Source organism: Citricoccus muralis (genome assembly GCF_003386075.1).
Taxonomy (GTDB): Bacteria; Actinomycetota; Actinomycetes; order Actinomycetales; family Micrococcaceae; genus Citricoccus; species Citricoccus muralis.
On record NZ_QREH01000001.1, the window covers coordinates 2,903,470 to 2,926,374 of the forward strand.

The following is a 22,905-nucleotide window of genomic DNA, read 5'->3' on the forward strand; positions in this document are numbered from 1 at the left end:
GGAAAAATCGACGCCCTTGTACCGATGATCGACATAATGTGTTAGCTTCGTCACATGTCGGAACAGGATCAGGCGTCGCCATTGCTCGAGGTGCGGGGACTCTCCAAGCGCTTCGCCGCCGTCCAGGCGCTCAAGGGAGTCGACCTGGACGTGCGCGCCGGGGAGGTCCACTGCGTCATGGGCCAGAACGGGGCCGGCAAGTCCACCCTCATTAAGACGCTCTCCGGCGCACATCGACCGGAAGAGGGCGAGATCCTCTGGGAGGGCCGCGCGGTCGAGTTCGACAGTCCGGCCGCGGCGCTGGAACTCGGCATCGCCACGATGTACCAGGAACTCGACGTGGTCGGCGGGCTGACCGTCGCGGAGAACATCTTCCTGGGCCACGAGCGGGCAACCGGGGGTGTGTTGCACGTGAAGAGGGCGAACGCGGCCGCGCGGTCCCTCCTGCAGCGGCTGGGCCACGGCGGCCTCTCCCCGTCGCGGGAGGTCGGCTCGCTCTCCGCCGCGAACCAACAGATCGTCAGCATGGCCCGCGCACTCTCGCGGGACACCAAGCTGATCATCATGGATGAGCCAAGTGCCATCCTGGACTCCGGTGAGGTCCAAAACCTGTTCCGGGTGATCCGCGAACTCACGGCCCAGGGCATCGCGGTCGTTTACATCTCGCACCGCCTGGAGGAGATCCGCCAGATCGGGGACCGCATCTCCGTCATCAAGGATGGCCGGAGCACCGCGAGCGGCCTCCACGTCACCGAGACCCCGAAGGCGGAGTTGATCAGGCTCATGACCGGCCGCGAGGTCGCGAACGTGTTCCCGCCGCGGACGCCCGTCGCGGCGGATGCTCCCGTGGCGCTCGAGGTGGACGGCCTGGAGCTGAAGGGTCACTTCGAGCCGGTCAGCTTCACAGTCCGCGCCGGCGAGATCCTCGGCCTTGCCGGATTGGTCGGTTCGCAGCGTTCGGAGATCATCGAGACCATCTACGGCGCCCGGAAGGCGACCGCCGGACGCGTCTGCGTGAATGGCAAGCGGCTCACGCCCGGTTCGGTCAGCGCGGCCGTGGATGCCGGCCTCGGCCTGTCCCCCGAGGAGCGCAAGAGCCAGGGGCTCATCCTGGACGAGCCGCTCTACCGGAACGTGACCCTGTCCACCTTCGGGCGCTTTGCCCGGGCGGGCCTACTAGACGAGTCGGCCGAGCGCCAGGCGGCGCGGGCGCAGATCGACGCCCTGGAGTTGCGCCCGGCCGATCCCAACCGCCCGGCGCGGGCGCTGTCCGGTGGAAATCAGCAGAAGATCCTCCTGGCCCGGTGGCTGGTGCATGGCACGCCGGTGCTCCTGCTGGACGAGCCGACCCGAGGCGTGGACGTCGGCGCCCGCGCGGAGATCTACACGCTCATTCGGCGGCTGGCCGCGGGCGGCACCGCCATCATCGTGATCTCGAGTGAGATCGAGGAAGTCCTCGGCCTGGCTGACCGCGTGCTTGTCATAGACGACGGTCGCGTCCTCGCGGAGTCCGATGCCAACGAAATCGACGAGCACGGAGTGCTCGACCTCGTCATGAAGGGAAGTGCCGCGTGAGCGAGCAGAAGACACCCGTGGCCGAGCGGCATCCGTCCCCGGCCTCCAGCCACAGCGCCCCCGGCGGCAGGACCTCCGGACGGAACCTCCTCCACGGCTCCGGTGCCCGCAGCCTGGGCCTCGTCATCGCCCTGGCCGCGCTCGTCGCCATCGGCCTCATCACCAGCGGCGAGAGGTTCCTGGCGGTCGAGAACATCCTCACCATCCTCCGCCATGCCTCGATCATCGGCGTGATCAGCATCGGCATCACCTTCGTGATCACGGCCGGCGGCATCGACCTATCCGTCGGCTCGGTCATGGGTCTGACCACGGTGGTGGCCAGCCTGGCCAGTGTCCAGTTAGCCGCCACGCAGTCCACGTGGCTGGTGATGGTGCTCGTGGCGCTCCTGGTGGGCGGGATCGCCGGACTCGTGAACGGCGTGATCATCGCCTACGGCAACGTGGTCGCCTTCATTGCCACCCTCGCCATGCTGGTGGCCGCGCGTGGACTCGCCGAGCTCATCTCCGGGCGCAGGACGTTGATCGTGAACAACACCGACTTCCTGGACTTCATGCGTGCCGACTTCCTCGGCGTCCCCGTGCTGGTCTGGATCTTCGCCCTCGTGGCCGCGGCCGGCTGGTTCCTGCTCAATCGCACCACGTTCGGCCGCCGCACCGTCGCGATCGGCGGCAACATCGAGGCATCGCGCCTGGCCGGTGTCAAGGTCAAACGCCATCTTGTCTACCTCTATGTCCTGGCTGGGCTCGCGGCCGGCATCGCCGGGCTCATGATGATGGGCCGCACGACGGCCGGCACCTCCACGCACGGCCTGCTCTACGAGCTGGACGCGATCGCCGCCGTCGTGGTGGGCGGCACCCTGCTCATCGGCGGCCGCGGCACCATCATGGGCACCGTGCTCGGTGTGCTGATCTTCAGCACGCTGACCAACGTGTTCACGCAGAACAATATGGACACGTCCGTGCAGGCGCTGGCGAAGGGCCTGATCATCGTGGTGGCTGTCCTCCTGCAGCAACGCTTCGCCGCCCGCAACGAACGCCGGGCCACGGCGAAGCCACTCAAGGTCTAGGGTGATCCGCGCGGAGGGGAGGACCAGTGAACTGTTGCGTCGAGACGTGTGCTGTAATGAGTCGATGAACGACATAAGCAGGTTCGACGGACTGGACGGATTAGGCGGATCGGGCGCCAGCGAACTGTTCCAGATCCTGCGGGACGGACGCCCCCGCACCAGGACGGAGCTGGCGGAGCGCATGGGACTGTCCCGGTCCACCGTGACCCTTCGCATCGAGGCGCTGATGGAGCTGGGCCTGGTCGGCTACGTCGACGAGGCGGTCCCCACCGGCGGCCGCCCGTCCTCACGAATCGCCCTGCAGGCAGGCAGCAAGGTGGTTCTCGGTGTGGACATCGGCGCGTCCCACCTGCGGCTGGCCGTGACAGATCTCGCCGGCCACCGCCTCCGGGAGACCACCCGCACCATCGCGGTGGCGCAGGGCCCCGAGGTGGTGCTGCAGGCCGTCGTCGAACTCGCCACCGGACTGCTCGGGGAGTCTGAGCGCACCACGGGCGACCTGCTGGCGATCGGCGTCGGCGTCCCCGGCCCCGTGGAACACCGCACCGGCCGGCCCATCAACCCACCGATCATGCCCGGCTGGAATGGCTTCGATGTGCCCGGATTCCTGCAGGACCACTTCCACGTGCCGGTCCTAGTGGACAATGACGTCAACATCATGGCGCTCGGGGAGCGCAACGTCGCTTGGCCGCACGTGGACGACCTGATGTTCGTGAAGGTGGCCACGGGCATCGGTGCCGGCATCGTCGCCAGCGGCCGGCTCCAGCGCGGCGCTGACGGCGTGGCCGGGGACATCGGCCACATCCGCGTGCACCGCGGCGGCGGCGTCCCCTGTCACTGCGGCAACCTGGACTGCCTGGAGGCCGTGGCCTCCGGTCCGGCCGTGGCCGCCCAGCTGCGCGCGCAAGGCCTGGACGCCCATACGGGCGAGGACGTGGTGCGTCTGGTTCAAGCCGGCCATACCGAGGCGGTCCACGCGGTCCGGCAGGCGGGGCGGGATGTCGGCGAGGTCCTGTCTGCCTGCATCAGCCTCATCAACCCGTCCGTGATCGTGATCGGCGGCTCCATGACCCTGACCGGCGAACACTTCATCGCGGGCATCCGCGAGGCGGTGTACTCCCGGACCGTCCCGCTGGCCACGCAGCACCTGCAGATCGTCCAGTCGGGCTCCGGGCTGGACGCCGGCGTTCTCGGAGCCAGCATGCTGGCCATCCATCACGCCATGTCCCCGCAGCGGATCGACGCCATGGTCAACGGGCTCACGGCACCGGCCGCCGGCTGATTCAATGGGGCATGATGTCCAGCCCCCAGCCCGATCACCAGCCCACCATCCCGCTACCCCCGGCCCCACCCCTCGGACCGTCCTCGCGCTCGCAGGTGCCCGCCTTCCAGGTGATGACCATCCTCGGCCGGGTGGCGGAGCTGCGGGCGGCGGGAGTCGACGTCGTGAGCCTGTGCGCCGGTGAACCCGGCGGGGGAGCGCCCGCGGGGGTCAGTGCGCGGGCCGCCGAGCTGCACGCGTCCGGACGAGCCCTGAACTACACGCCGACCCTCGGCATCGAGGAGTTGCGCACCGCGATCGCCGGCCACTACGCCCGCTGGTACGGGGTGGACGTGGACCCGGCGCGGGTGGCGGTGACCACTGGCTCCTCGGGGGCGTTCATGGCCGGGTTCCTGGCCGCGTTCAACCCGGGGGATCGGGTGGCGATGGCCCGCCCCGGCTACGCCGCCTACCGCAACATCCTCGCCGCGCTCGGCTGCCAGGTGGTGGAGCTCGACGCCGGCCCCGCCGTCCGCTTCCAGCCCACCCCCGCGCTACTCGAGGAGGCGGAGTCCGTCCACGGTCCGTTGGCCGGCCTGATTCTCGCCTCCCCGAACAACCCGACCGGCACCATGGCGACCCGGGCCGAGATGGCGGAGCTGGCCGCGTGGTGCCGGGAGCGCGGCGTGCGCCTGGTGTCGGATGAGATCTACCACGGCATCACGTACGGCTCCTCCGACGGGATTGGCGCGGCGGACAGAGCTGACACAGCTGAAACAGCTGACGCGTTCGACGGGATAGACGGGATTGACGGGGCCGACGCTGACGGTGCGGCGGGAGCGCCGGGTGACCGGGCCGGCGTCGAGCGTGGGGTCTGTGCCTGGGAGTACTCCACGGAGGCGATGGTGATCAGCTCGTTCTCCAAGTACTGGGGCATGCCGGGCTGGCGCATCGGCTGGATGCTGATGCCGGAGGACCTGGCGCCGGCGATCGGCGGGCTCTCCGGATCGGTGTCCCTCTGTCCGCCGGCCCCCGCACAGTACGCGGCGGTCGAGGCCTTCTCGGAGGAGTCCTACGCCGCCTGCGACGCCCAGGTGGCCGGTTTCGCCCGGGCTCGCGCCCTGGTGCTGGAGAACCAGGCCCGGCTGGGCTGGACGGACGCCGCGCCGGCCGACGGCGCCTTCTACTTCTGGGCGAAGCCAGGGGAAGCCATGCTCGCGCGCTACGGCACCTCAACCGCCTACTGCGAGGCGTTGCTGGAGCAGGCCCATGTGGCACTGACGCCCGGCACCGACTTCGACACCGCGCACGGGGAGGACTACGTCCGGTTGTCCTTCGCAGCCGGGTACGACGCAGTGGCGGAGGCGATCGAGCGGATCGTGGCATTCCAACGGGGCTAGTCTGCGGGGTCGACGGGCAAGTCGGCGGTGGCCAATGCTGGGCAGGTCGCCGTACATTGTGGGCATGACCAGCCCAGGGGTCGAGGCCCTACCGGTGGGGTTTGAGCACTTCCATCGCAGGGACTTCATCAACTACCAGTTCAACCGGGCATATGCGCTGGGCTTCGCCGACCGCGGCGAACTGTACGGTGCTGCGGCCCGTGTCCGGTCCGCGGCCGACTGCATCGCCGTGTTCGAGGACCTTTCGGCGCGGTCTGCAGTAGCCGGGAGGACACGACATGCCGCAGGCTACCTTCGCCTGGCGGAGTTCTTCACCCCGCCGCGGTCGGAGCAGAAGCCCGAACGCTACCGGCGCCTCCGGAAACTGTACGAGGCCGCGTTCGCGGGCGCCGGCGTCGTACGCCACGAGGTGCCCTATGCCTCGGCGAGCCTGCCCGCCTACCGGCTGCCCGCGGCCGGCCCGGGCGCTCGGTCCACGGTGTTGCTGCACGGCGGATTCGACTCACTCATCGAGGAATTCCACTCCATCTGGCAGCGCCTCGCCGCCGCAGGTTTCGAGGTCATCGCCTTCGAAGGGCCGGGGCAGGGCGGAGCGCGGACGCTGAATGGTCGGACCTTCGACCATGACTGGGAGAAGCCGGTCGGTTCGGTGCTGGATCACTTCAGCGTGGAGCAGGCCACCCTGATTGGCCTCTCGATGGGTGGGTACTGGGCGTTGCGAGCTGCAGGGTTGGAGGACCGCATACAACGCGTGGTGGCCTGGCCTCCTGTCTATGACTGGCTCCACCGGCTGCCGCCCACGGTGCGTGGCCCGGTCCGGGGCATGCTGAGGCACCGTGATTTCATGCGCTGGAGCGTTCGCACCCGCGTCCGCCTGAGCCCGACGCTGCGCATGGTGGTTGACCAGGTGCTGTACATGGTGGGCAGTGACGACCCAGCCGACGCGGTCGACTGGTTCATGGGCATGAACGCCCGACATCTGGGCAGCAAGCGGGTGCGCCAGGACGTGCTGTTGATGTGCGGTGAGCATGACGCGTTCCAGCCGCCGGTGCTGGCTCGGGCGCAGGCCCGTGCGCTCACGATGGCTCACAGCCTCACGGTGCGCACCTTCACCGAGGCCGAGTACGCCGATCAGCACTGTCAGATGGGGAACCTGGACCTGGCCTGTCAGGAACTGACCACGTGGTTGCTGGCCACGCCGGACTGGCGGGATGAGGCCAGAGCGAGGTGATGGACACAGCGTGGGCGCGGCATGGTGGCGGCCGTCCAATGGGGGAGCTGAGGTTAGGGGTTCTCCGCCAGGCGCTCCGAGAGCAGGCGCCGGGCGGCATCCTTCAGGTGCGCCAGGGAGGCGGCGACGATGGGCGCGGTCGCCGTGCCCCGGCGCACCGCGGCGACGATCCGGCGCGTCGGCCGCGCCGGGCCCGAAATGGGCACACGCCGCACGTTCTCGGACCCCGCCAGACTCGCCAGGCGCGGCACCAGGCCGAGGCCCATCCCGGCCCCGACGAGCGCCGTCGTCGTCTCCCACTCAGTCACCTCGTGCTGGACCTTCGGGTTCACGCCGACCGCGGTGAACGCGGCGGAGAACAGCGCGCGGTAGGCGGTACCCGGCGCGTCCGTGATCCAGACCTCGCCCACGAGTTCGTGCAGCGAGACGGATGAGTTCTCGGCCAACCGGTGGTCCAACGGCAGCATGACGTCCAGCGGATCGTCGAGCAGCCGCGTCTCCTCGACGCGGGAATCGGAACCCACGTCGGCCTCGGCCTCGGTGGCCACGACGACGGCGAGATCGATCCGCTCCGCGAGGAGCAGGTCCAGGCACCGCGACGGGCTCGCCTCGACCACCCGCACGGTGACCTTCGGTTGCGTGGCCCGCAGTTCCGCCGCGAGCGGGACGAGCAGGCTGGACGCCGCAGTCGAGAAGCCGCCCAGGCCGAACTCGATGGGCGTGGACCCGGCAACGGACGCCATGGTCGAGGTGATGCGGTCGCACTCTTCAATCAGGCCGTCCGTCTGCTCGACGAGATAGCGCCCGGTGGCCGTGAGGTGTAGCCCGCGGCCCTCCTTCAGCAGCAAGCGCATGCCGAGCGACTGCTGGAGCTCTCGCAGCTGCGCGGAGACGGCAGACGGGGAGTATCCGGTGAGCTCCGCGGTCGCCGCGATGCTGCCACAGGAGGCGAACGTCCGGAGGGTGAGGATGCGTCGATCGATCATGCACTGATTCTGCACGGTTCCCACCGGATATCCGAGCTTTTTATTGCATTGTTCGGACTACTACGATCGATGTGTCATTGATCACAGCACCGTAACGGACCCGCCCCCGCTCGGCCCGCAGCACCATCCCGAACCCCGCAGACTCGAGGAATCAGTACCGTGACCCTTGCCGTGAACTCCAGAGCCGCCAGCCGCGGCCGCCTCGCCGCCGCCCCCACCGAGGAGCAGGCCGCCCAGGTGCGTCTTCTGCTCGACGAGCGCCGTACCGGCTACTCGTTGGAGGCGCCGTTCTACACCGATCCTGAGATCTTCGCCGCGGACATGCAGGGCATCTTCGGCCGGCACTGGCTCTTCGCCGCCAGCCTCGCCGAGATCCCGGAGCCGGGTGACTACGTCACCGTCGACTACGGGCCGTACTCCCTGATCGTCCTCCGCACCGACGAGGGCGTGAACGTCCTGCACAACGTGTGCCGCCACCGCGGCGCCCGGGTGCTCCCGGAGAAGACGGGCACCACCGGCAACCTGGTGTGCGGCTACCACTCGTGGACCTACTCGGCGGACGGCGACCTGATCCATGCCTCCTCACCCGGTGAGACGTCCTTCGACAAAGCGTGCTTCGCGCTCAAGAAGGCGCACGGACGGGTGGTCGCCGGGCTGGTGTTCATCTGCCTGGCGGACGAGCCGCCCGCCGACTTCGATGAGGTCGCAGGGATCTTCGAGCCGTACCTGGCCCCGCATGAGATCGCCAACTCCCGGGTGGCCTACCAACAGGACATCATCGAGGAGGGCAACTGGAAACTCGTGATGGAGAACAACCGCGAGTGCTACCACTGCGACGGCCACCCCGAGCTGGCCTGCTCGCTCTTCCCGACCTGGGGCCTCTCCGAGGGGATCGTCCCGCCTCACCTGGAGGACGTCTGGAACCGCAACGTCGAGGCCGAGGATGCCCTGCGGGGGCGCTGCACCCGCTACGGACTGCCCTTTGAGATCGTCGAGGAACTCGACACCCGCGTCACCGGGATCCGCATCTCCCGTGAGCCGCTCGACGGCGCGGGCGAGTCCTTCTCCGCCACCGGCCGCCGCCTGTCCAAGAAGCTGCTGGGTGACCTGCGTGACTTCCGGCTGGGCCGCTGCTCCATGCACCTGCAGCCGAACTCCTGGTTCCACCTGATCTCCGACCACGTGATCACGTTCGCCGCGTTCCCGATCAACGAGCACCAGACGCTGGTGCGGACCACCTGGCTCGTTGCCGACGACGCCGTCGAGGGGGTGGACTATGACGTGGACACACTCACCCACACGTGGAAGCAGACGAACCTGCAGGACAAGAACTTCGTGGAGATGTGCCAGCAGGGCGCGAACAGCCCGGCCTACGAGCCAGGGCCCTACATGAAGAGCGAGTATCAGGTCGAGGCGTTCATCAACTGGTACACCCAGCGCATGCGTGAGCACGTGGCATGACCGTCAGCACCACCCTCACCACGATTCCGGAGGTCCGGCGCGTCCGGGGTCTGGAGATGCCGTGGAACCGGGTGGCCCAGGCCACTGCCGACCTGCCCTTCGCGGCGGCGGCCCGGGCCTTGGACCCCTGGTATCCGCAGGAGTTCCTGGCCGAGTGCGTCCAGACCATCCCGGAAGCCGGGGGCATGCTCACCGTGGTCATGCGCCGGATGGACGGCGCTCCGCTCGCCTTCCGATCCGGGCAGTACCTCAACATCGCCTTCCCGGTGTTCGGTCAGGACGCTGATCCGGTCAACCGCAGCTACTCGTTGTCCAGCGCTCCGACGGAGCCGTGGACCTTCGCCATCACGGTCAAGCGTGAGGAGGGTGGCACGGTCTCGCCGTGGATCCACGAGAACATCCGGCCCGGCAGTGTGCTGGAGGTGCTCGGCCCCGTGGGCGCCTTCCATCTGCCCGACTATGACCGCCGGGCGCGCTACCTGTTCCTGGCGGCCGGCTCGGGCATCACCCCGCTGATGTCGATGATCCGGACGATCCACTCCCTCCCGGGCCGCGCCGACGTGGTCATGCTGTATCACGGGGCTGCGCCCGGGACCTTCGCGTTCTCCCACGAGCTCGAGCACCTGGCCGCGGTCGATTCGCGGATCACCGTGTACTACTCGCTGGGTGATCGCAGCGTCCCCGGCACCTGGGAGGGGATGGTCGGGCGGCTCACCTCAGAGATGGTGGACACGGTGGTCCCCGATGCCAACGGACGCAAGGTGTTCGCCTGCGGACCGGAGGGGTATATCGATGTCGCCGCCGAGCTGCTGGAGAAGGTGGGCGTGGACGAGACGTCGATCTTCGTCGAGTCGTTCTCCGGCACCCGCGAGACCGCGTTGGAATACCGGGAGGAAGTGGCCCTCGCCGGCGGCATCGCCGAGGAGATGGCTGCCGCCCAGGACGCTGCCCGAGAGGCTGCCCTGGAGGCCCCGGCCGACGTCGTCGATCCGCCCACGGGTGCACTGGACCTCTACCGGATCGCGGAACTCAACACCCCCGACGACGGCGGCGCCGCAGCTGCCACGTTGAGTCCGGCCCCGTCAGGTGCGGCCGCGTCTGGTCCGACCCCGTCAAGCCCGGCAGCGTCGAACACGACCGGGCCGGTCGACCCGTCCACCTTCGAGGTGGTCGGGGAGGGCAGCCTGACGATGTCGTTCCTGCGCACCCGCCTGAACGTGCGCATCGACCCGCAGGCGAACGTCCTGGACGCCGCCCGGGAGGCCGGCGTGCGCATCGGGGCGAACTGCCGGGAGGGCATGTGCGGTTCCTGCAAGGTCGTCAAGATCAGCGGCGAGGTGGACATGAACCACCAAGGCGGCATCCGTGCCCGCGAGATCGACGCCGGAAAGTTCCTGCCGTGCTGTTCGACGGCGCAGACTGACCTGGTCGTCGACGCCTAGACCAGACCGGACGCCGGAGATCGGCGGGCGGGACATCCCCTCCACGGAACATCGCCGGCGCCGCACGCGCCGGTCGCACCACAGACGTCAGCACACCAAGGAGTGAACAATGAGGCCTACCCCCTCTCCCCGGGTCGTCATCATCGGAGCCGGCATCGTCGGCGCGAACCTCGCGGACGAGCTCGCCCAGCTCGGACACACCAACACCCTCGTCCTCGAGCAGGGACCGCTGGGGATTCCCGGCGGCTCAACCTCGCATGCGCCGGGCCTCGTCTTCTCCTCCAACGGCTCGAAATCAATGACGGCGTTCGCGCAGTACACGATCAAGAAGCTGACCTCACTGACCGACTCCGAGGGCCGCGGGTCCTATCTGCCCGTGGGCGGCCTCGAGATCGCCACCACGGAAGAACGCCTGCAGGACCTCCACCGCCGCGCGGGCTGGAACCGCTCGTACGGAGTGGAGGCGCACGTCGTGGACGCCGACGAGTGCCTGCGGCTCTTCCCCCTGCTCAACCCGGACATGCCGCTCGGCGGGCTCCTCACCCCGGGTGATGGCCTGGCTCTGGCGGCCAAGGGAACCCAACTGGTCATCGAACGGGCCCGGGCCGCCGGAGTCGAGTTCCGCGACCGGACCGTTGTCACTGACATCGAGCAGTCCGGCGGCCGGGTCACGGCGGTCGTGGCGGGCGACGAGCGCTTCCCGGCCGACGTCGTGGTGTCCTGCGCCGGTTTCTGGGGACCGAACATCGGCAAGATGGTCGGCACCGAGATCCCGCTGCTGCCCCTGGCCCACCAGTTCGCCTGGTCTACGCCGGTCCGGTCCCTGGCCGGGGTCAACGAGCTGCCCAACGGTGCCAGCCGCCCGATCCTGCGCTACCAGGACCGTGACCTGTACTACCGCGAGTGGGGTGACACCATCGGCATCGGCTCCTACGCGCACCGCCCCATGCCGGTCGACCTCGACACCCTGCCGGCCTACCGGCCGGAGGACATCACGGGCGAGCGCATGCCCTCGTCCCTGCCCTTCACCCCGGAGGACTTCGCCGCGGAGTGGAAGGCCAGCCAGGAGCTGCTCCCGGACTTGAGAAACACCGAGATCAAGCGCGGATTCAACGGCATCTTCTCCTTCACGCCGGACGGAGGCTCGCTGGTGGGCGAATCGCGCCACGTGGACGGCTTCTTCGCGGCCGAGGCCGTCTGGGTGACGCACGGTCCGGGTATCGCCAGGGCCGTCGCCGAACTGATCGCGACCGGGCAGTCGAGCATCGACCTGTCCGACTGCGATCTGAATCGGTTCGAGGACGTGCAGACCACGCCCGAGTACGTCTCCGAGACCTCGCAGCAGAACTTCGTCGAGATCTACGATGTGCGCCACCCTTCGGAGCCCCGGCTGTCCCCGCGCAACGTGCGCGTCAGCCCCTTCCACGAACAGCAGAAGGCCCTCGGCGCGTTTTTCCTGGAGGGCACCGGATGGGAGCGCCCGCACTGGTTCGAGGCGAACGCCGCACTGCTGGAGGAGCTGCCCTCCGAGTGGGCCGCTCCGGAGCGTGACGCCTGGTCTGACAAGTTCCACTCACCGATCGCCGCCGCCGAGGTCTGGAAGACCCGGACCGCCGTGGCCATGTTCGACATGACCCAGCTCAAGCGACTGGAGATCACGGGACCGGGCGCCGGCCCCCTGCTGCATGGCCTGACGACGTCGAGCATGCTGCGGGCGCCCGGCGCCGTCAGCTACACCCTTCTCCTCGACGAGGCCGGCGGCATCACCAGCGACATCACGGTCGCGCGCCTGTCCGAGCAGTCGTACCAGGCCGGCGTGAACTCCAACGTGGACCTGGCCTATATCTCTCGCAAGGCCCGCCACCAGAGTGAGGAGGACCCGGCCCAGTGGGTCACCGTCCGGGACATCACCCCTGGCACCTGCTGCATCGGCCTCTGGGGCCCGCTCGCCGCCGCCGTCATGGAGAAGGTCAGCCGCGACGATCTGAGCAAGGACGGGCTGAAGTACTTCCGCGCCAAGGAGATCTCGATCGGTGGCATCCCGGTGACCGCCATGCGCCTGTCCTATGTGGGCGAGTTCGGCTGGGAGCTCTATGCCTCGGCCGACGTCGGACACCGGCTCTGGGATGTGATCTGGGAGGCGGGCCAGGAACACGGGATCATCGCCGGCGGCCGCGAGGCCTTCAACTCGATGCGCCTGGAGAAGGGGTTCCGGTCCTTCGGCACGGACATGACCAGCGACCACGAGCCGGACCAGGCCGGGCTCGGCTTCGCCGTCAAGGCCTCGAAGACCGACGATTTCGTCGGCAAGAGCGCGCTGGCGGATCGAGCTGCGGCGGCGACCACGCGACTGCGCTGTCTGACGGTGGACGACGGGACCTCGGTGGTCCTCGGCAAGGAACCGGTGTACGTGGGCGACGAGGCCTCGGGCTACGTCACCAGTGCGGCGTACGGATACACCGTGCGCCAGCCGATTGCCTACGCGTGGTTGCCGAACCGCGTGGAGACCGGGGACGGGGTGGAGATCGAGTACCTCGGGCGTCGGATCGCGGCCACCGTGGTGGACGATCCGCTGTACGACCCGGAGATGACGCGGTTGCGCGGCTGAGCCCGCCTGACCGGAGAAGACGATGCCGGCCACGGTGGCCAGTGGCGTCCCGCTGAAACACAGACACAGAAGTGAGGAACAGATATGCCAGGAAATCGTGCCGTCGCCTACAAGGAACCGGGCGTCGTCGAGGTCATCGACACCGAGTACCCCACCTTCGAGTTGAAGGACGGCCCGGGCGTGAACCCCGCCAACGTGGGCCGCAAGGTTCCCCATGGGGTCATTCTCAAGACCGTCGCCACCAACATCTGCGGCTCGGACCAGCACATGGTGCGCGGCCGGACCACGGCCCCTGCCAACCTGGTCCTGGGCCACGAGATCACCGGTGAAGTGGTGGAGGTCGGCCCGGACGTCGAGTTCATCAAGGTCGGGGACATCGTCTCCGTCCCGTTCAACATCTCCTGCGGCCGGTGCCGCAATTGCAAGGTGCTCAAGACCGGCATCTGCTTGAACGTGAACCCAGACCGTCCGGGCAGCGCCTACGGCTACGTGGACATGGGTGGCTGGGTCGGCGGACAGGCCGAGTACGTCCTCGTCCCCTATGCCGACTGGAACCTGCTGAAGTTCCCGGACCGGGACCAGGCGCTGGAGAAGATCATGGACCTCACCATGCTCTCCGATATCTTTCCCACCGGCTTCCACGGCGCTGTCACGGCCGGGGTGGGTGTCGGCTCCACCGTCTACGTGGCCGGTGCGGGCCCCGTGGGCCTGGCCGCGGCCATCGGCGCGCAGCTGCTCGGTGCCGCCGTCGTGATTGTGGGCGATATGAACGAGGACCGCCTGGCTCAGGCACGTTCCTTCGGCTGTGAGACCGTCAACGTCGGCGAAGGCCCGCTCCGGGACCAGATCGAGCAGATCCTCGGCGTCCCCGAAGTGGACAGCGGGATCGACGCCGTCGGTTTCGAGGCCCGCGGGCACGGCAAGGATGCCAGCCACGAGGCTCCGGCGACGGTCCTGAACTCCCTCATGGACATCACCACCGCTGGTGGATCCCTCGGCATCCCGGGTCTGTACGTCACGGGCGACCCTGGTGCCGTGGACGAGGCCGCCCAGAAGGGTTCGCTGTCCCTCTCGCTGGGCACAGGTTGGGCCAAGTCTTTGTCCTTCGCCACGGGGCAGTGCCCGGTGATGAAGTACAACCGCCAGCTGATGATGGCGATCCTGCACGACAAGGCGCCGATCGCGAAGGCCGTCAATGCGAAGGCGATCTCCCTTGAGGACGCCCCGCGCGGCTACGCCGAGTTCGACGCCGGCGCGGCGACGAAGTTCGTGCTCAACCCCAACGGGTACCTCACGGCTTGACCCCCGTTCATTCGCACGGGAGGCCGCCGGAGGGCCCCGGCAAGAGGGTGAAGGCGCTCCGGCTGTAGGGGTGGGGTCTTCACCGGGGGTTGGCCGTCGGACTACGGTCGACGGTGTGGCCGGTCGGGCCCGGCCGCGCCGTCTGTCACAGCGATCGATGAAGGAGCTCGTCATGACCCATCACGTGAGCACGATGTTGGACACCTATCCGAAGGACCTGGGACCGGTGGACCGGGACGCTCTGGCCGCCTGCATCGAGGCCTGTGTCGAGTGCGCCCAGACGTGCACCGCCTGCGCCGACGCCTGCCTGGCCGAGGACATGGTGGCGGAGCTGACCGGGTGCATCAGCACCAACCTGGACTGCGCCGATCTCTGCGCCGCCACGGGGCGGGTCCTCACCCGGCGCACCGGTGACAGCCTCGAGGTGACCCGCGCCCTGGTGGAGGCCTGTCGCATCGAGTGCCGGACCTGCGCGGAGGAATGCGAGAGCCATGCCCAGATGCACGAGCACTGCAGGATCTGCGCCGAGGCCTGCCGCCGCTGCGAGCAGGCCTGCGCCGACCTCCTCGCCGCGCTGGGCTGAGATGCCCGGCATCAAGGACGACGCCCGTCTGGCTCGCAGGCCGAGCGCCAACAGGGCATCGGGGACCTGCCCCTCGTGAAGGTCGTGGTTCTGGAGACCAACGGCAAGCTCAGCGTCGTCCCCACCAGTCGGTTTGGCAGCGGTTCCGCGGTGCACGGCGTGCGTGGCACCGAGGCCGACTGAGCCGCCCCGTGTACCGTTCCCCGGACCGGTCAGCGGGAGCCGCGGTGGTCGGCAGCGTAGGCGGCGAAGATGTCCTCGAGTTCCTCACCGGAGACAAAGTTTCCGGACAGGATGCCCCCCAAGCGGTCCAGGGCACCCGAGAGGCGGTGTGCACCGGTCCGCAGCTCCGGTGCTGGCGACCTCCGCGCGGCATCCCGGAGCTCTAAGCCTCGATCCACCGACGCGGGTTCAGGCCGGAGTGTGATTCCGGAAGCACCGGGTGAATCGATTTTGGGCGTGAGGAAGTAACCGGCCTCGCTGCCGGTGGTGTTCCACTGTTGGTCCTTCGGTCGTGCCGGGGCGCGGCGTTCGGTCGGTTGGCTATGCCGATTGTGGTGGCGGGTGGATGGCGGTGAAGAGTCGTTCGAAGGCGTGTTGCCAGGGCCAGGCCTCGGGCAGTCTGATTCGAATTTTGCGGGCGCTGGAGGCGATGCGGGCCGGGATGTTCACGAGTCTGGCCCGGATGGTGCCGGTGCGGGCTTTGGTGAAGGTGCCGGCGGCGAGGAGCCCGGCGGTGCGGGTGAGGTTGTAGGCCATCACCGTGCAGACCAGCCAGGCGCTGTTGGCCCCGAAGTGGCCGGAGGGCAGGTGGGCCAGGGCGCTGTCTTTCAGGTCGGCGTTGACTTGCTCGATGATCGCGTGTTGCCGGTGGGTCCGGTCCGCGGCCACCGTGTCCAACACTTCCGGATCCACGGTGGTGAAGAAGGCGTGGAACCGGTGGGTGTCGAACAACGTCGGCTGCCCGTCGTCCTGCCTGGGGTTCAGTTCTGGGATGCGGCGCACCACCAGGCGTCCGGGGATGCGTTCGGCTTTCTTCCTCGAGGTGAACGCGGTGAAGGACACCTCGGCGACCTCGGCTTTGGAGGTCCAGGTGCCGGTGGTCTCGTCGTAGATCGCCTCGGGGTATTCGATGCCGGTCCAGGCGTCGTCGGCGATGGTGGCGATGGCGGCCTTGACCGCCGGATTCATCCGCACGGTGACCGAGACGTCGGCACCGGCTTTCAACGCGGTGGCCACGGTGGCGTGCCCGTAGAAAGCTGAGTCGGCACGGACCAACATCCGGGCGCCAGAGTCCGGAGGCAGTCGCTTGAGCGTGGCCAGCGCGTCGGCGATCAACCGGCAGGCCCCGCGTGGGGAGCCCACCGCTCCGCGACGCAGACGCTGACCCAAGATCACCGGGGCCGCAGTCTCGGTGCTCGCCGTGGCCAGCAAGGCGTTGAGTCCACGCACGCCCGAGTATCCGTATCCGGAGCCTTGCTTCTGATAGCCGTGGACCTCGATGATCGTGTCGTCCACATCCACATAGACGAACTGTCCGGTGCCGGGGCTTCCCAGCGCCGATGCACTGACGGAGAGGTTGGCCAACAGTCGGGAGGCGACCGCGTCGAGCTGGCGGACGTGCCCGAAGGTGAACGCACGCAGGAACGAACCCAGGGTCGAGGGCGCGTAGCAGGCGTTGAAGAGTCGTTTCATCGCCCCGTGGCGCAGGATGGCCATGTCGTCGATCGAGTCGGCTCCGGCGCACATGCCGGCCACCAGGGCCGCGATCTTGGCCCCGGCGTTGGCGCCCTTGTCGGTCGGCACCGTCAATCGCCCCTTGGCCAGCTGGTGCAGGCCGGCCTCGGCGGCCAGCTCCATCATCGGCACCAGTCCGGCGGAGCCGATGAGGTTCGGCTCGTCGAAGGAAGCTGACAGTGCGGAACGGGTGTGGGAAACTTGCATCTGCGAGATGCCCTCTCATCGCGGTGGAACGGAACCTTAGACAAGTGCCATTCTTCCCGGTCAGACGGGCATTTCGTTCTTAATTACGTACCAGTACCAAGCATGCTCATCGGTGGATCAAGGCTTAACGGGCCCTTTCTAGCCCATAGATCACAACCGAGGTGGCGAACTGGCCGAGGTACGAATCAGATCAGTTGCGAGGTCTGCGGAAGCGGAGTGCTCTGTGCGGTGTGCTGGGCTGTTCCCACGAAGGTTCGTGCTGCCCAGTGTTCGTTATCCTGCCGCCATGCGACGCTGACCGTGGAGGGCGAGAGTCCTATCACGGGGACGAAGGACAGGCCGGGCCGGCTGTAGAACCGCTGGGTGGAGGCTTGGGTGAAGGCGATGCCTTTTTGGCTGAGGATCGCTTCGAAACACTCATCGACGGTGCTGACGTCCGAGCCGATGACCGGTGCGTGGTCGTGGCGGGCTTCGGTAGCCAGCCAGAAGTCCCTCCACAGGTCAGGGGCGTTTCGGGCTACGAAGGGTTCTTTAAGGAGTTCATCGACATGGACCGAGGACTGGGACGCCAGGTCGGATGCCTCGGATACCGCCAGGACCCTGGGCTCGGTGAACAGGACGGCCATCCGGAGGTCCTTGAAATGCGGTAGGGGCGGCCGGACGAACGCGACGTCTGAGCTGCCATCCGCCAGCCCTGCTGTCGGGTCGCTGAAGGGGTAGGAGCGCATCTCCACCTCCACAGCCGGGTTGCTGTCGCGGTAGGCCTCCAGGATGGCGCGGGTAAGTTCCGCGGCGGCGTTGGCCTGGAAGCCCACGACCAGCTTCCGGCCGGGTTCTTGGGCTGCCCGTTTCGTCAGGGACGCTGCTACCTCAGCAGCACTCAGTAGGTCCCGCGCGTGCCCCAGAAGGACTTCCCCAGCGGGGGTCAGCGTCACGCCGCGGCTAGTTCGGTTCAGCAGGGGCGTGTTGAGGGAGCGCTCGAGATTCCGAATCTGCACGCTCAGGGACGGCTGGGTGATGTGGAGCCGGGCGGCAGCGCGTCCGAAGTGCAGCTCTTCAGCGACAGTGACGAAGTAGCGCGAGGGTGTTTCATTGACTGTGTAAGGGTCCGGTCTCAAACCGAGGTGTGACCTGCGGGTTTCGCCTCTGCAAAGGACCGATGAATGACCGAAATAGCTGATGCCCAGAACCCTTTGGCCGGGGTCCTCAGCGCCGACCAGATCGACGCGATGGTGACCGCCGCAGAGGACCTCGGCGAGGGCCGCCACGGCGTGGAGGAGCTGCTGTCGAGGATGACCCAGGCGGTGTTGGAGCGGGCCCTGGAGACCGAGATCAGCGACCACCTGGGCTACGAGTCCGGGGACCCCGCCGGCCACGGCACCGGCAACTCCCGCAACGGCAAGACCACCAAGAGCGTTCAGACCCTCCAGGGCCCGGTCCAGCTCACCGTCCCGAGGGACCGGAACAGCTCCTTCGAGCCGGTGATCGTCCCTAAGGGAGCTCGCCGGCTGGGCAAGGTCGAGGACATGATCCTCTCGCTCTACGCCCGCGGGATGACCACGAGGGACATTGGCTCGCACCTGGATGAGATCTACGGATCGAAAGTCTCCGCCGCAACGATCTCCCGGGTTACCGACGTGGTGGCCGACGAGATCGTCCAATGGCAGTCCCGGCCCCTGGAGACGGTCTATCCGATCGTCTACATCGACGCCATCTGGCTGAAGATCCGCGACGGCGGGGTCGTGGTCAACAAGGCCTGCCACGTGGCCGTAGGCGTGGACCTGGAAGGCCGCAAGCAGGTTCTGGGACTCTGGCTCGGCGCCACCGAGGGCGCGAAGTTCTGGGCCAACGTCCTGACCGAGATCCGCAACCGGGGCACCAAGGACATCCTGATCCTGTGCTGCGACGGACTGACCGGGCTGCCGGCCGCGGTCAACAGCATCTACCCCGAGACCGTGGTCCAGACCTGCGTGGTCCACCTGCTGCGCTCGGCCATGAAGTACGCCTCCTACTCCGACCGCAAGACCATGGCCAAGGACATGAAACCGATCTACACGGCGGCCACCGTGGCCGCGGCGGAGTTGGCTATGGAGGCCTTCGCCGAAGCCTGGGGCACCAAGGCGCCGGGGGCGGTCTTGTCGTGGCGGAATGCCTGGGAGGACTTCACCCCGTTCTTGGCGTTCACGCCCGGGATCCGCAAGGTCATCTACACCACGAACCAGATCGAATCGATCAACTACCAGCTACGAAAGATCACCAAGACCCGCGGCTCGTTCCCCTCGGACGAAGCTGCGTTGAAGCTGGTCTACCTGGGGATCCGGAACATCGAGACCACCCGTGGTGGTGAACTCGGGACCGGCACCCAGGGATGGCACCAGGCGCTGAACGCCTTCGCCGTGCAATTCCCCAACCGACTCCCGCTCTGACCACCCGGCAGATGGGATAACCGACCGGTCCCTTACACAGAAGATTTGACACCTCCAGTAGCGCAAAACCCGCAGCTCGAAAGAAGGCTGCATGGCCCAACGGTACGACGCCGCACCCACACTCTCCAATAGCCTGCGCCTATCGCTCCATCGGAAAGGGGGCTTGGACTTTGTGACCCATATCACGCTCTACTTGGAGGGGCATACGCCACGGACTCACAACGTTAGGCGGGAAGGACCACAACATGACTGCCACCACCACAACGCTCTCGACCCGGGAATGGGTTGAGGCGTTCACACAGGCCAACGACCAGGACCCCGAGATCGGGGCACACGGGAAGTACTTCACCTGTTCCTACCTGCTCGACATGGAAGACCACCTCTTCGTCATACGGATGAACGCCGGCAAGGTCGCCGAGATCGCCATCGATCCCGGCCCCCTGGACGCCGCGTACCAGTTCGCAATCAAGGCAAGCTCAGCGACCTGGCGGGAATTCGGCAAGCCAGTGCCGGCACCGATGTTCCATGGCATCTGGGCTGCAACGTTCCAGCGGGACATGCGGCTGGAAGGCGAGATCCTCGTGCTGATGCAGAACCTGCGTTGCGTGACCCGCCAGATCGAGCTGCTCCGCACTGTCGGCATCCCCGTCTGAACCCCTGAATTAGGAGGAAAACCCATGTCTCGCATCTCACCAGTTACCGGGCACTATGTCACCGTTGACGTCGACGGGCTGGAATACAAGGTGTTCTACCTCGAGAACGGAACCGGCCAGCCGCTGGTCTGTCAGCACACGGCCGGCGCCCATAACCATCAGTGGCGTGGGCTGCTGGAAGACGAAGAAGTGACCGCCAACTACCGGGTCATCGCCTACGATCTGCCCCGCCACGGCAAGTCCGACCCACCGGAAAACACCGAATGGTGGACCGAGGAATACAAGCTCACCGCCGACCACTACGCCAACTTCATCATCGCCCTGTGCGACGCGTTGGAACTGGAGAACCCGATCTTCATGGGGTCCTCCTTCGGCGGGAATATCGCCCTGCAGCTCGCCCATCGACGCCCGGACCGCTTCGACGCGGTAATCCCGGTCGAGGGAGCGGACCACTCCCCCGGCTTTTACCTGGACTGGTGGCACCACCCCCATGCCAACGCCGCCCAGGTCTGCGCGAGCGGAACCTGGGACCTCATGGCCCCGCAGTCGCCCGAATCGGACCGGTGGAAAACCTGGTTCTACTACACCCAGGGCTCCGAAGCCTTCAAGGGCGACCTACACTTCTACTCCGTGGACCACGACCTGCGCGGGAAACTCGGAGAGATCGACACCGACCAATGCGCTGTCGTCCTCATGACCGGTGAGTACGACTACCTCACCACTCCCGAGGACGGGGCCAGGACCGCCGGCGAGATCCGCAACGCGGAGTTCATCGAGATGAAGGAAATCGGCCACTTCCCGATGAGCGAGAACTACCCCGTGTTCCGGGCCTACCTCAAGCAGGCCCTTGAAATCGTCAAGGACAAGAAAAAGTCCACGGCAAGCGTCTGACCAGCGTCACATCACAGCGCGCCCGCCAGCGGTCAAATTAGTGCAACAACCGAGTAGTGCTGCACGAATCAGCCTCGGTTCCACCCGCGTCGCCCCCACGCAGAACAGGTGACACCCCTCGATGAAGCGAGCCGCGGCCCCCTCGACACGGGAGGTCCGCGGCTCGCGCACTGAAAGCCGCCCCTAGCGATCCCCGCGTTCGCTCCGTCGAATCCGCAGACCACAACTCATGCCGTCAATTATCTGGCGCTCCTGACGGTGGCGCTGTTGCGTCCCGGCGCGGCCCACTCACACCTGGCCACCGACATCGCTAGCGGCGACCTCGGCCACGCGGTCACCCGCGAGCTCCTGCGCCTTGGCCACCGCTGCCTCGACGCCGTCGACGAAGTGAAACGGCGCCTCGGGGCCCCAACCCTCGGGTTCCGGCCGGTGCGTCACGACGACCACATGGTCGACCCCGCTCGGAGGCGTCCCGTCCCAGCCGTCCGTCATGTCGAAGATGTGGCGGCCGACGATGGTCGCCCCGATCTGGTCCCAGTACGGCCGGGTGTAGTCGTAGGACGTCTGCGACACCTTCAAGACGCCGCCCTCGTCCAACGGGACGTCACCGCTGGACAATCAGTCGAACAGCGGTCCGGGCTGGTCGTTCTCGTCCGCGACGAAGCTGTCCACCGACACCGAGGCGTACATGACTACTTTGTCCACGGGGCTCTCCTCTGCTTCGGGGTGCCCCCAAGTTAGCGTGTCGCGAGCTGTCGCTCCAGTAAGAATTTAATCGGCCGGCAACGGCCAGCAGTCCGGCACGTGGCCAGATGCGCCCAGGACGACTTCAAGGCACCATCGTGAGGCCGCGGGCCGATTCAGCCGTCTCGCTTAGGACCCTCAACGGAGCACGATGAAGTGTTCCGTTAGGCGAAGGGTTTATGGCACCCGTTCGAAGGGTTCAGCCGAGCGTAATACGGGCGGGGGTTCGCGTCCGTAAGGAGATCCTGCTGCGCGACGAGGTCCAGTCGTGGCCTGGTTGCTAGCGTCAGCTCGGTGACCAGCGCTGACGATCTGCGGCTCGCGTTTGATGCCTCGGATCTGGCTGCTGAACTCGCGGCAGTTGACGTCGGATCGCGTTCACGTCAACGCGCACCATGTGCCGGATTTGCGGCCGCCAGCCGGTGCTAGATGGACGCGATCACGACCGACACAAGGTTCGCGAACATGCCGATCGCGATCGACCTAAGTTGGCGAGAACAGTGGCTTACGGCCGCGTTGGTTCCACCAAATGTTCGCTGTTCTCGTCAGCTGAAATGGATGGGCGGAGAGATCCGACGGTTGCGGTGGCGGCTACGCCGGGAGCTTGTCGGCGAGAAGGTCGATCTTCTCGATCTGCGGCTCGGAGAAGAGCACGCCGGTGTTGGGTCCGAGCGCCTGGCCGACACCTCCGGCGAGGTGGGCGTCTCTGGCCTCGTCGTCGGGGAACACGTCAAACACGCCAAAGGTAGAGGGGCCAAACCGGATCGCGAACCAGGCGACAGTGCCTGGCTCTTCCATCACGATCGACCGCGCTCCGGTGAGGAAGTCTGCGAGTTCGGTCTCCTTGCCCGGCAGGGCTTCGAGACGCACGAGGAGAGCTTTGGTAACCATGGACGGACTCCTTGACTTTGCGGCGGCATGGCACCCGGTCGGCAGTACACCGCAGTCGGAAACTTTGTCTGTACACCGACGAGCGAAACCAGTCTACTCTGCCCACGGTTCGCCGGGTACCCGCCGTTTGATTGTAATGGCGCCGTCCCGCCCTGTCGCCTCCGACGGCGCGTTATGCCGATGTGGATGTCGATAACGGTGGGGAACGTTTCGACGCGCACCTACACGAGATTGAGCAGGACCCGCCCGCGGCGACCTGGGCCGCTCTGGTCATCCACGCCGATGGTCGTCGATCACGACGTCGTCCTTTCGAGTCTCTACGGCCCGGTCAGCCTTGCCTGACGGCGGTAGATCGACTCGGCGAAATCAAGATCAACGCTGCGCCGGACGTTCGGCAGATCCGGCCGCTATCAAGCGGGGCCGCCGGTACCCCGTTCAGG

17 protein-coding genes and 1 pseudogene are annotated in these 22,905 nt (G+C 67.3%); 13 read left to right on the forward strand and 5 right to left on the reverse strand.

Features of this window, described 5'->3' with window-relative positions:
• Positions 1 to 54: 54 nt before the first annotated feature.
• The 5 genes from C8E99_RS12955 to C8E99_RS12975 all read left to right on the forward strand — a co-directional run bounded on the left by C8E99_RS12955 (position 55) and on the right by C8E99_RS12975 (position 6,534).
• Positions 55 to 1,575 carry a sugar ABC transporter ATP-binding protein gene (locus tag C8E99_RS12955; RefSeq protein ID WP_115932630.1) on the forward strand — a complete coding sequence of 507 codons (1,521 nt, stop codon included), beginning with the start codon at positions 55 to 57 and terminating at the stop codon, positions 1,573 to 1,575.
• Complete coding sequence (locus C8E99_RS12960; RefSeq protein WP_115932631.1) at positions 1,572 to 2,642, forward strand: ABC transporter permease; 1,071 nt, start codon at positions 1,572 to 1,574, stop codon at positions 2,640 to 2,642. Before C8E99_RS12955 ends, C8E99_RS12960 begins: the two co-directional genes overlap by 4 nt.
• A 64-nt stretch (positions 2,643 to 2,706) precedes the next feature.
• Positions 2,707 to 3,924 (forward strand): ROK family transcriptional regulator, encoded by a 1,218-nt coding sequence (locus C8E99_RS12965; RefSeq protein WP_115932632.1) that lies wholly within the window; start codon positions 2,707 to 2,709, stop codon positions 3,922 to 3,924.
• 11 nt (positions 3,925 to 3,935) lie between these two features.
• Positions 3,936 to 5,303, forward strand: a complete 1,368-nt coding sequence (locus tag C8E99_RS12970; protein WP_115932633.1) for a pyridoxal phosphate-dependent aminotransferase — start codon at positions 3,936 to 3,938, stop codon at positions 5,301 to 5,303.
• Between the two features lie 64 nt (positions 5,304 to 5,367).
• Positions 5,368 to 6,534, forward strand: coding sequence for an alpha/beta fold hydrolase (locus tag C8E99_RS12975; RefSeq protein ID WP_170144605.1), 1,167 nt, complete (start codon positions 5,368 to 5,370; stop codon positions 6,532 to 6,534).
• 53 nt (positions 6,535 to 6,587) lie between these two features.
• Here the strand turns inward: C8E99_RS12975 and C8E99_RS12980 are convergent, their stop codons facing one another.
• Positions 6,588 to 7,520 (reverse strand): LysR family transcriptional regulator, encoded by a 933-nt coding sequence (locus C8E99_RS12980; protein ID WP_115932635.1) that lies wholly within the window; start codon positions 7,518 to 7,520, stop codon positions 6,588 to 6,590.
• Positions 7,521 to 7,679: 159 nt separating this feature from the next.
• On the opposite strand from C8E99_RS12980, the gene C8E99_RS12985 reads away from it, so the two are divergent.
• The 5 genes from C8E99_RS12985 (at position 7,680) to C8E99_RS13005 (ending at position 14,916) form a co-directional block, all read left to right on the forward strand.
• On the forward strand, positions 7,680 to 8,981 hold the full coding sequence (locus C8E99_RS12985) for an aromatic ring-hydroxylating oxygenase subunit alpha (RefSeq protein ID WP_115932636.1): 1,302 nt from the start codon (positions 7,680 to 7,682) through the stop codon (positions 8,979 to 8,981).
• The gene (locus C8E99_RS12990; protein ID WP_115932637.1) at positions 8,978 to 10,423 is read left to right on the forward strand and encodes a 2Fe-2S iron-sulfur cluster-binding protein; all 1,446 of its coding nucleotides are present in this window, start codon (positions 8,978 to 8,980) and stop codon (positions 10,421 to 10,423) included. Before C8E99_RS12985 ends, C8E99_RS12990 begins: the two co-directional genes overlap by 4 nt.
• A gap of 109 nt (positions 10,424 to 10,532) precedes the next feature.
• Complete coding sequence (locus C8E99_RS12995; RefSeq protein WP_115932638.1) at positions 10,533 to 13,031, forward strand: GcvT family protein; 2,499 nt, start codon at positions 10,533 to 10,535, stop codon at positions 13,029 to 13,031.
• 84 nt (positions 13,032 to 13,115) lie between these two features.
• The gene (gene fdhA / locus C8E99_RS13000) at positions 13,116 to 14,333 is read left to right on the forward strand and encodes a formaldehyde dehydrogenase, glutathione-independent (RefSeq protein WP_115932639.1); all 1,218 of its coding nucleotides are present in this window, start codon (positions 13,116 to 13,118) and stop codon (positions 14,331 to 14,333) included.
• A gap of 172 nt (positions 14,334 to 14,505) precedes the next feature.
• Positions 14,506 to 14,916: a four-helix bundle copper-binding protein gene (locus C8E99_RS13005; protein ID WP_115932640.1), complete on the forward strand. Its 411-nt coding sequence runs from the start codon at positions 14,506 to 14,508 to the stop codon at positions 14,914 to 14,916.
• Between the two features lie 543 nt (positions 14,917 to 15,459).
• Here C8E99_RS13005 and C8E99_RS13010 read toward each other — a convergent pair.
• Both C8E99_RS13010 and C8E99_RS13015 read right to left on the reverse strand, forming a co-directional pair.
• Entirely contained in the window at positions 15,460 to 16,860 is a 1,401-nt protein-coding gene (locus C8E99_RS13010) for an IS1380 family transposase (RefSeq protein ID WP_115932641.1), read from the reverse strand.
• A 185-nt stretch (positions 16,861 to 17,045) separates the two neighbouring features.
• On the reverse strand, positions 17,046 to 17,978 hold the full coding sequence (locus C8E99_RS13015; RefSeq protein ID WP_115932642.1) for a LysR family transcriptional regulator: 933 nt from the start codon (positions 17,976 to 17,978) through the stop codon (positions 17,046 to 17,048).
• Positions 17,979 to 18,023: 45 nt separating this feature from the next.
• On the opposite strand from C8E99_RS13015, the gene C8E99_RS13020 reads away from it, so the two are divergent.
• The 3 genes from C8E99_RS13020 to C8E99_RS13030 all read left to right on the forward strand — a co-directional run bounded on the left by C8E99_RS13020 (position 18,024) and on the right by C8E99_RS13030 (position 20,830).
• On the forward strand, positions 18,024 to 19,286 hold the full coding sequence (locus C8E99_RS13020) for an IS256 family transposase (RefSeq protein WP_115932643.1): 1,263 nt from the start codon (positions 18,024 to 18,026) through the stop codon (positions 19,284 to 19,286).
• Positions 19,287 to 19,531: 245 nt separating this feature from the next.
• Positions 19,532 to 19,939, forward strand: coding sequence for a hypothetical protein (locus C8E99_RS13025; protein WP_115932644.1), 408 nt, complete (start codon positions 19,532 to 19,534; stop codon positions 19,937 to 19,939).
• Positions 19,940 to 19,963: 24 nt separating this feature from the next.
• Positions 19,964 to 20,830, forward strand: a complete 867-nt coding sequence (locus tag C8E99_RS13030) for an alpha/beta fold hydrolase (protein ID WP_115932645.1) — start codon at positions 19,964 to 19,966, stop codon at positions 20,828 to 20,830.
• Between the two features lie 291 nt (positions 20,831 to 21,121).
• Here C8E99_RS13030 and C8E99_RS13035 read toward each other — a convergent pair.
• Together C8E99_RS13035 and C8E99_RS13040 are read right to left on the reverse strand one after the other, a co-directional pair.
• Positions 21,122 to 21,535 (reverse strand): annotated as a pseudogene (locus tag C8E99_RS13035) (dihydrofolate reductase family protein); the annotation flags it as partial.
• Positions 21,536 to 22,165: 630 nt separating this feature from the next.
• Positions 22,166 to 22,465, reverse strand: a complete 300-nt coding sequence (locus tag C8E99_RS13040) for a putative quinol monooxygenase (RefSeq protein ID WP_115932646.1) — start codon at positions 22,463 to 22,465, stop codon at positions 22,166 to 22,168.
• Positions 22,466 to 22,905: the final 440 nt, after the last annotated feature.

What these genes read in the sequence shown, in the direction of transcription:
- C8E99_RS12955 (WP_115932630.1), top strand. Translation starts at nt 55, where the DNA reads ATGTCGGAACAGGATCAGGCGTCGCCATTGCTCGAGGTGCGGGGACTC.
- C8E99_RS12965 (WP_115932632.1), top strand. Translation starts at nt 2,707, where the DNA reads ATGAACGACATAAGCAGGTTCGACGGACTGGACGGATTAGGCGGATCG.
- C8E99_RS13005 (WP_115932640.1), top strand. Translation starts at nt 14,506, where the DNA reads ATGACCCATCACGTGAGCACGATGTTGGACACCTATCCGAAGGACCTG.
- C8E99_RS12975 (WP_170144605.1), top strand. Translation starts at nt 5,368, where the DNA reads ATGACCAGCCCAGGGGTCGAGGCCCTACCGGTGGGGTTTGAGCACTTC.
- fdhA (WP_115932639.1), top strand. Translation starts at nt 13,116, where the DNA reads ATGCCAGGAAATCGTGCCGTCGCCTACAAGGAACCGGGCGTCGTCGAG.
- C8E99_RS13010 (WP_115932641.1), bottom strand. Translation starts at nt 16,860, where the DNA reads ATGCAAGTTTCCCACACCCGTTCCGCACTGTCAGCTTCCTTCGACGAG.
- C8E99_RS12995 (WP_115932638.1), top strand. Translation starts at nt 10,533, where the DNA reads ATGAGGCCTACCCCCTCTCCCCGGGTCGTCATCATCGGAGCCGGCATC.
- C8E99_RS12980 (WP_115932635.1), bottom strand. Translation starts at nt 7,520, where the DNA reads ATGATCGATCGACGCATCCTCACCCTCCGGACGTTCGCCTCCTGTGGC.
- C8E99_RS13030 (WP_115932645.1), top strand. Translation starts at nt 19,964, where the DNA reads ATGTCTCGCATCTCACCAGTTACCGGGCACTATGTCACCGTTGACGTC.
- C8E99_RS13020 (WP_115932643.1), top strand. Translation starts at nt 18,024, where the DNA reads ATGACCGAAATAGCTGATGCCCAGAACCCTTTGGCCGGGGTCCTCAGC.
- C8E99_RS13040 (WP_115932646.1), bottom strand. Translation starts at nt 22,465, where the DNA reads ATGGTTACCAAAGCTCTCCTCGTGCGTCTCGAAGCCCTGCCGGGCAAG.
- C8E99_RS13025 (WP_115932644.1), top strand. Translation starts at nt 19,532, where the DNA reads ATGACTGCCACCACCACAACGCTCTCGACCCGGGAATGGGTTGAGGCG.
- C8E99_RS12970 (WP_115932633.1), top strand. Translation starts at nt 3,936, where the DNA reads ATGATGTCCAGCCCCCAGCCCGATCACCAGCCCACCATCCCGCTACCC.
- C8E99_RS12990 (WP_115932637.1), top strand. Translation starts at nt 8,978, where the DNA reads ATGACCGTCAGCACCACCCTCACCACGATTCCGGAGGTCCGGCGCGTC.